The sequence below is a fragment of the Pseudomonas mosselii genome (assembly GCF_005796105.1).
In the GTDB taxonomy this organism is placed as follows: Bacteria; Pseudomonadota; Gammaproteobacteria; order Pseudomonadales; family Pseudomonadaceae; genus Aquipseudomonas; species Aquipseudomonas mosselii_C.
Genome location: NZ_VAUO01000005.1, coordinates 116778 through 127696 on the forward strand (window position 1 = coordinate 116778; position 10919 = coordinate 127696).

Annotated in this window: 8 protein-coding genes; 2 read left to right on the forward strand and 6 right to left on the reverse strand. The window is 62.0% G+C overall.

The genetic code is table 11. From position 1 onward, the window contains the following. Positions 1-18: 18 nt before the first annotated feature. From algG to FEM01_RS12820, 6 genes are all read right to left on the reverse strand, one after another. Positions 19-1578: a mannuronan 5-epimerase AlgG gene (gene algG, locus FEM01_RS12795; RefSeq protein WP_138219836.1), complete on the reverse strand. Its 1560-nt coding sequence runs from the start codon at positions 1576-1578 to the stop codon at positions 19-21. Between the two features lie 18 nt (positions 1579-1596). After that, on the reverse strand, positions 1597-3075 hold the full coding sequence (locus FEM01_RS12800) for an alginate export family protein (RefSeq protein ID WP_138219838.1): 1479 nt from the start codon (positions 3073-3075) through the stop codon (positions 1597-1599). After that, complete coding sequence (gene algK / locus FEM01_RS12805) at positions 3072-4472, reverse strand: alginate biosynthesis TPR repeat lipoprotein AlgK (protein ID WP_138220042.1); 1401 nt, start codon at positions 4470-4472, stop codon at positions 3072-3074. Before algK ends, FEM01_RS12800 begins: the two co-directional genes overlap by 4 nt. A gap of 147 nt (positions 4473-4619) precedes the next feature. Then, a complete protein-coding gene (locus tag FEM01_RS12810; protein WP_138219840.1) occupies positions 4620-5786 on the reverse strand; it encodes an alginate biosynthesis protein Alg44 in 1167 nt (388 codons plus the stop codon). A gap of 35 nt (positions 5787-5821) precedes the next feature. Continuing rightward, positions 5822-7303: a glycosyltransferase family 2 protein gene (locus tag FEM01_RS12815; RefSeq protein ID WP_416781447.1), complete on the reverse strand. Its 1482-nt coding sequence runs from the start codon at positions 7301-7303 to the stop codon at positions 5822-5824. 71 nt (positions 7304-7374) lie between these two features. Next, on the reverse strand, positions 7375-8691 hold the full coding sequence (locus FEM01_RS12820; RefSeq protein WP_138219843.1) for a nucleotide sugar dehydrogenase: 1317 nt from the start codon (positions 8689-8691) through the stop codon (positions 7375-7377). A gap of 879 nt (positions 8692-9570) precedes the next feature. Between FEM01_RS12820 and FEM01_RS12825 the strand changes: the two genes are divergently transcribed. Then, the gene (locus tag FEM01_RS12825) at positions 9571-10041 is read left to right on the forward strand and encodes a hypothetical protein (protein WP_240791751.1); all 471 of its coding nucleotides are present in this window, start codon (positions 9571-9573) and stop codon (positions 10039-10041) included. An 89-nt stretch (positions 10042-10130) separates the two neighbouring features. Continuing rightward, positions 10131-10919, forward strand: coding sequence for a hypothetical protein (locus FEM01_RS12830; protein WP_138219845.1), 789 nt, complete (start codon positions 10131-10133; stop codon positions 10917-10919).

A 10919-nucleotide genomic window follows, 5' to 3' on the forward strand; every position in this document is an offset into this window, starting at 1 on the left:
GTCATGGTCTGGGCTTCCTTAGTCGATCATTTCGGTCTGGCGTTCGACCGGGTCGATCAGCACAGCCTTTTGCTGGCGCACCAGCAGGTCGAGGATTTCGTCCTGGCGCTCGCCCAGCACGCCATTGAGGCTGATACCGCTGGATTTGCGTGGCATCAGCATCGACACCTTGTACAGTTCCACCGACAGCGGCGAGTCGATCGACAGCGGGCCGGAACCATTGGCGGCCAGCTCGCCGCCAACCACGATCAGCGACACCTTGGTGTCGAACGGGTCGAGGGCGATGTCGCGGTCGGTGTCGGAAAGGTCCTTGATGTGCCCGTACACGCCGACCAGGCCGTTGGCCATGGCGATGTTCTCGTACAGGCGAATGTTCACGCTGTTGCGCACGCGAATGCCGTGACGACGGTTGTTGATCAGCTTGTTGCCCCAGATCAGGTTGTCGCCGCTTTCGTACAGGGTGATGCCGTCGGTGTGGTTGCGGTAGATCTCGTTGTAGGCGATCAGGTTGTTGACGCTGTTACGGTCGATCACCACGCCCGAGAGCTTGTTGTCGAAGCTCTTGTTGTTGATGATCCAGCTGTCGTTGACCTCGCGCGAGACGATGATCCCGTGCTTCTTCTTGGTGCCGTACACCGTGTTGCCGGCGATGATCAGGCGGTGCGAACGGTCGTGGGGGTCGATGCCGTAGACGATGTTGTCGCGGTAGGTACTGTCCTTGACCACGAAATCGCGGGTCTCGTAGCAGTAGAAGCCATACCACATGTCGCTGAATTCAGAGCCGACGATCCAGCCGGTGGGCTCGCTGCGGCCCATCTGCTTGGCCATGTTCGGGGTGTACTGGGAAATACTCACACCGTACGACTTGGACTTGTTGTAACCAAAGCTGGCCATCTTGCTGTTGACGATGTACGTCTCGGTACCGCCCCAGCTGAGCAGGAACGGGCGGAATTCGTCAGGCGAGCGGAAGGTCGCCGGGCCGTTGGCCTGCTCGCGCCAGCCAGTGACCTGGGTGTCGCGTACGAACAGCTTGCCGTCGTTGACGATGAACGATCCGCCTTCCTGGGACAGGCGCAGCTCCTTGACCTTGCCGTCGATCTCCAGCACGCCCTTGCGTCCTACCACGATCGGCAGGCGCGCCAGGTACACGCCCGGCGCGGTTTCGCGCAGGTACTGGCTGGGCACTTTCTTGCTCAGTTCCACCAGGTCGATATGCCCGTCGTCGACGAAAATCGCCTGGGGAATACCGTGCTGGCGGCGTACCCATTCGGCGCCTTTGTTGTCGCCGCCGATGAACTCCTTGAGGGTGTCCTCCTGGAGCATGCGGCGCACGCTGACCTTGGCCTTGTGGCTGCGGTCGATCTTCTGCTGCACCGCCTCGGCGGTGTAGCCGGACAGGTCAGGCAGCTTGGGCGGATCCATTTGCAGCGGCTCGATGGGCGCGCTGGCGACCGTGTAGGTCTTGGCCTGTTGCAGCTCTTTGGCGATCACCGCCGGCTCGGCAGCGACGGCCAGGCCGCTGGCCAGCAGCAAGGCGCTGGCCAGCAGGCTGTGGCGAAGGTTCGGGTGCAGGTTCATAACGGTCCTCTCCCGGCTTCAGAAGCGCCAGATCACGTCGACGAAGGCGCGGTGCATGTACGAGTCGGCCTCTTTGCCATAGGCATCGCCGGGCTTGAACACACCGGCGCGCAGGCGCACCAGCGCGGACGGCTCGTCGATCGACTGGCTCAGCGAAGCCGGCAACAGGCCTTGCTTGAAGTACTTGGTGACGACCACGTCCATTTCCTGGCCCAGGTCTTTTTCGCCCTGGATCAGCGGACGGTTCACGCCGCCGTCGTCGACCACTGCGTTGATGCCGCTGGAGCCGATGTTCTGCTTGCCGTCGACACGCCAGAACTTGTGGTAGATGAAGCTGGCGTCGTAGTCCTCGCGCAACTGCCAGCTGGCGAACAGGGTGGCTGCCTGCAAGTTGCCCAGCTCGCCACGGAAAGCCTCGCCGAAGCGGTGCACGCGTGAGCGGGTGCCGGTGAAGTTGGAGCGGTTGCTTTCAAGGCCGGTCTGCTCGAAGTTGTTCGAGCCGTCGTCGCCGCCACCACCGCTGCCTCGGGCATAGGCTGCACCGACCTGCCAATTGGGATTCAGGCGCAGGCGCAGACCCAGGTCGGTGGCCCAGGCGTTGACGTCGCCGCTCTGCTTGCCGGTGGCCACCTGGTCGTTGCCGACCTGGGTGGTGCTGAGGCGGTCGCGATCACCGGTCAGCCAGGTCACGCTGCCCCAGTAGTTGACGGTGTGGTCGTTGCGCCAGTTGTAGGCGTCGCTGTTGGCCTCCAGGCCCAGCCAGGTGAGGTCGCCGGTGCGCGTCTTGTCCAGGGCGTCGACGGTTTCCCCAGGGGACTTGAGGCTGCCGCTGTCATGCGTGTGGTGTGCGCGCAGGCCGACCCAGTGGCCGGGAGTCCACTGCGCGGCGACGTTGCCGTAGAGGTGGGTGCGGTCCTTGTCTTCCGGGGCCAGCTCGGTGAGGTCGGTACGGTACTCGCTAAAGCGCTGGGCCACGCCCAGGTCGGCCTTGAGCAGTGTGGTGTCGAAGGTCCAGTTGAGCGCCTCGATGTTGGTGTCGCGCCACATGCCATCGTCGCTGCGCAGCCGCTGGCGGCCCAGGCGCAGTTGCTCGCCGGGGTAGGCGGTCAGACCGCTGTAGCCGATCCAGAACTCGCGCATGGCCAGGTAGCTCTTGTCCGGCTTGCGGCTGTCGTCGCCGCTGTCGGTGGTGGTGCCGTCGTCGTTCTGGCGCAGGGTGTCGGTCTCGATGATGTCGCTGGCGGCGACCGCCTGGCCCATGGCATAGGCGCTCCAGTTGCCGCGCTCGCCGTACACCCACGGGCGCAGGTCCAGGCCCAGGCCATTGACGTCGCCGCCGGAGCGGGTGCCCAGGTCACGGTCGTCCTCGGACTGGCCAGTGATCTTCACTTCCAGGCCGAAGTTCTTCGCTGCGGTTTCAGCAGCCAGGGTCGGCAGCGACCACAACAAGGCGAAACTCAGGCCGATGCCGGCCTTCACGAAGGGGTTGAGCGTCATAGCGAGTCCTCGGCATCTACCGCTGTTTCATCGTCTTGCAGGGCTTCCAGGGCCAGGGTGCTGTTGGCGCCCTGGAACAGGCTCACGCGGGCTTTCTGTTCCTGCATCAGCAACTGCTGGGCCTGGTTGCGTTGCTCAGGCGTCAGTTGCTGGTCGAGCTGCTGGGCAAGCTCGGTCGACTGCGGCGTCGGGTTGGTCTGCGACAACTGGGCGAACACCCAGGCGTTGGTGGGCATCGGGCGAATCCCGTGGCCTTCGCTGAACAGCTGGGCCAGCGCATAGTCGGCGCTGTTCTGCCCGCCACGGGCAGCGGCCAGCAGGTGGTCGACGGCTTTCTGCGGCTCGACGTTGCCCAGGTAGCCACGCCGGTAGAGCTGGCCGAGGTAGTAATCGGCGCTCACTTCGCCAGCCTGGGCGGCGGCTTGCAGGTGCTGCTCGGCCTTGGCGGCGTCGGCAGGCACGCTGCGGCCTTCGTAGTACAGCCGCCCCAGCAGTAGCTCGGCGCGTGGCTGTTGGGCCTCGCGGCCTTTGTCGATGTAGGCCATCAGCTGGTCGGTGTCACCCAGCTCGGGGAAGTCGTAGAGCAACTGCGCCAGGCTGACCCAGGACGCCGGGTTGGCCGGGGCCACCTGCTCGAGCAGGTCCTTGGCGGTTTTTTCGTCGGTCTGGCCAAGGCTGCGGTCGGCCAGGACGCGGGCGACGCTGTCGACCCGGCTGGCCGGTACGGTGCCTCGTGCATAGGCCGACTTGAGCTGGGCGAGCAGGGCGGCCTGCTGGTCGGGCTGGGCGCGCTTCTGGTAGACGGTGGCAAGCTCGACGTAGCAGATGTCGGTGCTGGTGAGCGCTGCCTTGCAGATCCTCTCCACCTCGGCCAGGTTCTGGTCGTAGGTGCCTTGCGTGCGGTACAGCAGCACCTGGGCCAGGCCTGCCTCGGGATTGCCGGCGGCGCGCCACTGGTCGATCTGCTGCTGGGCATTGACGTTGGGGAAGCTCTGCGGATATTGCAGGTAGAGCATTGCCAGCGGGATCAAGGTATTGCCCTCGCCACGCTGGGCGGCCAGCTTGAGCAGGGTTTCGGCTTCCTCGCGCTCGGCCTGGGTGCTGTCAGGCTTGGCCACCAGCAGGCGCCCAAGGCGTGCCTGGGCTCGCGGTGAGGTGGCGGCGGCGGCGCGGTAGGTGGCTTCGGCTTCCTTGAGCTTGGCCGGGTCGCGGGTGGCGACCTTGATATCGGCCAGGCCCACTTGCGCGTCGCTGTAGCCCAGGTCGGCCAGGGCCTTGTAGTTGCGCTCGGCGGTGGCGGTATCGCCACGCTTGAGCGCTTCATTGGCCAGGCGCTGGTCGGGCAAGCCGGCGCAGCCGGCCAGGGTGATGGCGGCGGCCAGGGCGCACCATGTCATCGGGCGAGCGCTGCGCGCTCGATCGAGGCCCAAGGCCGCTCCTACAGGGACCGAGTCGATAAGGGCAGGCGCGGTCTTGTGCCGCGATCCAGGCGACACTGCCCCCACAGCAGGAACACGGTTGAAAGGTTTCATCGATCGGTCCTCTTACAGCCCGCGGGCCACGGCCTTGTCGATCAGCCAGTTCAGCGAAGGGCCACGGTCGCTGTTGACCGAAACCGGGCGACCGGCGAGTTCGGCTGGCAGGCCTTCGTCAGGCTTGATCTGCACGCGGATGTCGGACGCCAGGTTTTCAGTGTCCAGGCTCTGGCTGCCGACGATGTGGCCGCTGCGCACTTCGTCGTCGCCGGCGATCTGGAAGTTGACCCGAGTACCTGGCTTGACTTCGTCGAACTGGCGATAGCTGAACCGTGCCTCGATGGTCGGGGTGGTGGTGCGAGGCACCAGGGCGAACACCGGCTGGCCTTTGCTGGCGTACTGGCCGTCATCCACCAGTTGGCGCGACACCACGCAATCGCACGGGCTGGTGAGGGTGCCGGAGAGTTGCTTGCCGAACAGTTCCTCGACTTTCGCAGGCTCGAGCTGCGAATCGTCCAGGTGGCCTTTGAGCAGGTCGAGCATGCTGGTGTTGAAGGTGGCCAGCGGTGCGCCTTTGGCCACGCTCGCGCCGCTTTCCACCAGGCTCTGCACGCTGCCGTCACGGGGCATGGTGACTTGGGTGGTCGGCACCGCTACCACGCCGGCTTCGGCGTGGCTGACGAAGTACAGGCCGTACAGCGATTTGGCGACGAACCCGAAGGCGACCAGGCCCAGGGCGAACACCCCAGCAGTCACGGTGACCGCCCGCAGACGGCCGAACGCCGACAGGCCCGAACCGGAATCGCGCTGCTTGCGCGCCTTGGTGAAGTTGTCGCGTTGCAGGGTGCTGAGCACATCGCCCACGCTGATCAGCTCACCGGACAGGTGGGTGGTGATGATGTGGCGCAAGGTGGCGATGTCGCGCGGTTCGAGGTTCTGGAACTCGGCACCGGTACGGCCGGTTTGTGGGTTGCTGGTACGCACCAGGAACTCCACGTCCATCGACAGGCCCAGGTTGTCCACCACGAACTGCAAGCGACCGCGCATCACGTGGTCCACCGGCAGGGCGCTCTTGGCGTGGAACGACAGGCCGCCAGCGGACAGGTCGTCGACCTTTACTTCTTGCGCCTCGTTATTCGCGTCGCGGTAGCGCAGCTTGGCGGGGATACGGACCCGGGCGTGCTGACGCTGCGCTTCGGACTCATGCACGACATTGACGTTCACGGCGGTATTCATGGCGATTTCGTTCCTGTTATCCGATCCGGGGTGGCTCACACGACCATGAACAGCACGGCGACGAAGATGCTCGCGGCCGAGAAGGTCATGGTCCGCGAGGACCAGGTGTTGAACCATTGTTGAAAGCTGGCGAGGTCACGCTTGAGGGCAGTTGGCTGGCGGGTCCAGGACTGCTTGTCGAGACGGAAGAACACGTAGATCTTCATCAGCGCGCCGACGATCTGGTTGTAATAGAGAATCAGCGGGTAGGCTGGGCCTATGTTGTGGCCCGAGCACAGCAACATGACTGTGAGGATCAGGCGGGTGATGCCGATCCACAGCAGGTACACCAGCAAGAACTGCAGGCCGAACTTGAAGCTGGCGATCACCGCCACGGTCAGCCCCAGCAGGCTGGTCCACATCGACACGCGCTGGTCGAGCAGCACGATGCTGGTGAACAGCCCCAGGCGCTTGAGGCCCAGGCCCAGGGCGCGGGAGTTCTGCCGCAGGTTGTTGCCGTACCAGCGGTACATGAGCTTGCGACTGGCCTTGATGAAGCTCTTCTCCGGCGGGTGCTCTACGGTATTGATGGCCGCGTCTGGCACGTAGAAGGTGTCGTAGCCCAGGCGCATCAGGCTGAACCAGCTGGACTTGTCGTCGCCGGTGAGGAACTTGAAGCGGCCCAGGCGCCAGTGCATCAGCGAGTCGCTTTCGACGTCGGCGATGAACTCGGGGTTGGTCACCACGGTGGCGCGGAACATCGACATGCGCCCGGTCATGGTCAGCACGCGCTTGGACAGGGCCATCGAGCACATGTTGATGTGGCGCTGGGCGAAGCGCAGCTTGTGCCACTCGCTCATGATGTAGCCGCCGCGCACTTCGCAGAATTCGTTGGTGGTCAGGCCACCGACGTTGGGGTAGAGCTTGAACCACGGCACGGTCTTGCGTACCACGCCCGGCTCCAGCACGGTGTCGCCGTCGATCACCGCTGCAACCGCGTTATCGTCCGGCATCATCCGCGAGATGGCGCGGAATCCGTAGGCCAGGCCGTCGCGCTTGCCGGTGCCGGCGATGCGTACGAAGTCCAGGGTGACGTGCTCGGGCGGGTTGTACTTGGCCCACAGGCTTTTGATCAGCAGTTCGTCGCTCATCTCCACCAGCGAGCAGACCACGGTGGTCGGGTAGCCGCAGTTGATCGCCTCGCGGATCACCGAGCTGTATACCTGCGCGGTGGTCAAGGCGTCGATCCGAAAACTGGTGACCATCAGGAACACGTGTGACGGATCGGCGTCCTTGCCCAGCTTCTGTACCTTGCGGCGCAGGTAGGGGTAGACGATGTACAGGAAGATCATGCCGCGGATGAAATGCGTGGCGCCCATGGAGTAGCGCCAGATGCCGACAGCGCCGACCAGGAAGATGAAGTGCTTGGACTGCGAGTCGAAGATATCGCTGGGCAGAGCCAGGGCGATCAGCATGAGCAGGCTCATGTAGAGCAGCCACCCGGCGCACTGCAGCAGCAGGGTCTGGAACCTTTGCATGTTCGGCATCCGTCGAGAATTCAGGGTAGGGAGGGCGGCGCGCTGGGGAGGGACGCGCCGCCCGACCGGGGTTACCAGCAGATGCCTTCGGTACGGCTGGTGGTGCAGGTCGGCTTGGTCATGAAGCCGACCAGGTCGATCACTTGCTTGCCGGCCGGCGCCTGCTGGGCGAGGGCACGGAATTTCTCGTCACGGTTGCCGAGCACGATGATGTCGGCGTCGCCCACGACCTGTTCGAAGTCGGCGTTGAGCAAGGACGAGACGTGCGGGATCTTCGACTCGATGTACTCCTTGTTGGCGCCATGCACGCGGGCGTATTCCACGTTCTGGTCGTAGATGTTCAGCTCGTAGCCTTTGCCGATCAGGCGCTCGGCCAGCTCGACCAGCGGGCTTTCGCGCAAATCGTCGGTGCCGGCCTTGAACGACAGGCCGAGCAGCGCGACCTTGCGTTTGTCGTGGCTTTCGATGATGTCGAAGGCGTTCTGCACCTGGGACTCGTTGCTGCGCATCAGCGAGTCGAGCAGCGGCGCTTTCACGTCGAGGCTGGCGGCGCGGTAGGTGAGAGCGCGCACGTCCTTGGGCAGGCACGAGCCGCCGAAGGCAAAGCCAGGGCGCATGTAGTACTGCGACAGGTTCAGCACCTTGTCCTGGCAGACCACGTCCATCACGTCGCGGCCATCGACGCCGACCGCCTTGGCGATGTTGCCGATCTCGTTGGCGAAGGTGACTTTGGTGGCGTGCCACACGTTGCAGGTGTACTTGATCATCTCGGCGACTTCGATCGGCTTGCGGATCACCGGAGCGTCGAGTTCTTCGTAGAGGCTTTGCAGTACGTCGCCGCTGGCGCTGTCCAGCTCGCCGATGACAGTCATTGGCGGGTGGTCGTAGTCCTTGATCGCGGTGCTTTCACGCAGGAACTCAGGGTTCACCGCCACGCCGAAGTCGACGCCGGCCTTCTTGCCCGAGCAATCTTCCAGGATTGGGATGACCACGTTCTTCACGGTGCCTGGCAGCACGGTGCTGCGTACCACGATGGTGTGGCGGCGGGTGGCGTCGCGCAGCACGTAGCCGATTTCGCGGCACACCGATTCGATGTACTCCAGGCCCAGGTCGCCGTTCTTCTTGCTCGGGGTGCCGACGCAGATCATCGAGACGTCGCTGGCGCGGATGGCTTCGGCGAAGTCGGTGGTGCCGCGCAGGCGGCCGTTGGCCAGGCCTTGTTGCAGCAGTGCTTCCAGGCCGGGTTCGACGATGGGCGACTTGCCCTGGTTGATCAGGTCGATCTTGGTGCGCGACACATCCACACCGATCACGTCATGGCCACGTGCCGACAGGCAACCTGCACAGACTGCACCCACATAACCCAAACCAAAGATGCTGATTCGCATCGCATTCACCTCGTGTGTTTAATCACGCCAGCCCTTGCTCGCAAGAGCCGACCGGGTTGATTGACCAGCAGTTTTCGGGCGCACGGTGCCAGTGCGAACACACACTTCACCGAGCGCAGGCATGAATAAATCTGGAGCGCAAAACGTTATGCACTCTAAGTTGGCAGTTAAAGGCCAGTATTAAAAAGGCGTGCCCTATTATGCAGCCGTCTTTATTGCAGGAGGCACTTGGCGACCTGCTGTGCTTGTTCTTTCAAACGTAAAAAACCTTTTGAAATCAACCACTAGGACGATTAGTAAGGGGCGCGTTTCTCCTTGTTTGGCACGGTCTTCGGGGGGTCCCGTTGTGCCTGCCTGAGTTTCTGGACCGGTCGTGGATACCGGCCGTTTGTCATCTGTAAGTCATCTCTCACGTTGCACGCTTGAAACTCGTTACGGGTGCTATGAGCGATGCGCCCAGGCAGAAGTTCCGAACTGGGTTGCGCACACATGAAAGATTTCTAAATATTTTTTCAGTGAGAAATACTTTCACTTTGATGGCACTGCTTAGTTTCACCCCCGTATATAAAGGGCAAAACCCTGCCGAGATGGCTTCGCGCCATCATGTGAAAAAATTTTTCAAAATTCGTCAAAAAACGTACGAACGGTCTTATGGCGGCTGGCTATAAGGAACGCAATGTTTGTTTTTTGACGCCTGAAAATTGGCTATTTTGGTGGCGTTCGGGGTTCGGGATGGGGGGCGATGTGCACCCATACGGGGCGCCGGATGCGAACGGGCTCGCGCCGAATGCCAGCGAGCCGTTTGAGAGGCCGGGCAGGTTCGTCCAGGGAGAGGGAGCGAAGTGGGCGGATTGGGTTTGGTGCCGGGTGTCTCGATCCATGAACAGGGACAATCATGAGAGTCAAAAAATGAAGACAAGCGTGAAGAGTGTTTTTGCAGCGGTTTCGCTGCTGGTAGCTGGGGCGGTTCAGGCTGGACCGTTGGTGGAGGTGACGTTCAAGAACCTGGGGAGTCAGCCAGCCAACCTGAAAATGGTGACATCCAACGAAAGCAGTACGTATCAGATTGCAGACCCAAAGCCGGATCAAAAAGTGGATGCTGGCGCGATGACCTATGCAAAGGTTCAACGGGTAATCAGTCCTGATGTAAACGCTGCAATGGTGCGCTACACCATCGGCAGTAAAACCTGCGCTTTCGGTACGACTTTCCAGATGCGAATGCTGCCCGGCGGTATCACTCAACCGCAGTGGACCAAAACCGCCACGCCCAGTGGCGGCGCAACGTGTACCGCGAACATCACCCGGACCAACGCTGATCGCTCGTGGGCTGTTGAGTTCACTATGAAGTAATACGCCGTATTGAAGTAGCACCTCCTGCACTTCGCTGCTGAGTGGCGAAGTGCAGTCATTACATACTCTGCTTTCAAGGAGGTTCGGTTTTGGAAAACATCGGAAATATTAATGTGCGCAGTCAATTTTCTTCCGTTTCCGGTGTTAGGCGATCGCCAGAAAGCAGCGCCGTGGTTGAGAGCAAAGAACTTGATGAAAGTGCGCAGCCGGAGGTTGAACTTTCGAGCTTCGCCAAGCAATTGGCTGCTGCTGCGGAGCGCGCTGCGGCCAGGGATGCTTCGCTATCGCGCAAGGAACTGGCGGATTTTGCGTCGAAGGTTCTCGATAAGATTGGAGGGGATGCTTATCTGCTCGCGAAGGACTTTTTCGATAACTTCTTGCCGGATACGGATGACCCCGAGTTGCTTGAGCGTGCGCGCCAGGCCAATGCCTTTGCAACAGGTCGAGGGGACAACCCCTTCAAAGGGTTAAGCCGTGAGCAGCTAAGCTTGATCATTTATGACGAAAGCGGCGCATTTACCATTAATGAGCGCAGGGCGGCGCGCGCCGAACGAACCGATCAGCACAATGAATGGGCGAGATACATCATCGACAAAATGGGCGCTGAGTACCGGCAAACAGGGCGCAACGACCAAGGTCTGCATGAAATTCTTGATTTTTATAACTCGCTCCCGCGTATCGAAGTGGCGCAGTACGGAAATTACGAAGCCAATATCAAGATGCAGCTTGCCATGCATGAGGTCGAGTGGCCTGAATTCAACACCTCCTTGATCGATATGCTCGCCAATGAATGGGGCGCGGAAAAAGACCTCTTCGGCCCCCAGCCTACTGATATCAAAGAGAAAAACGGCCAGCCTGAGCACGTGCTGGATAAATAA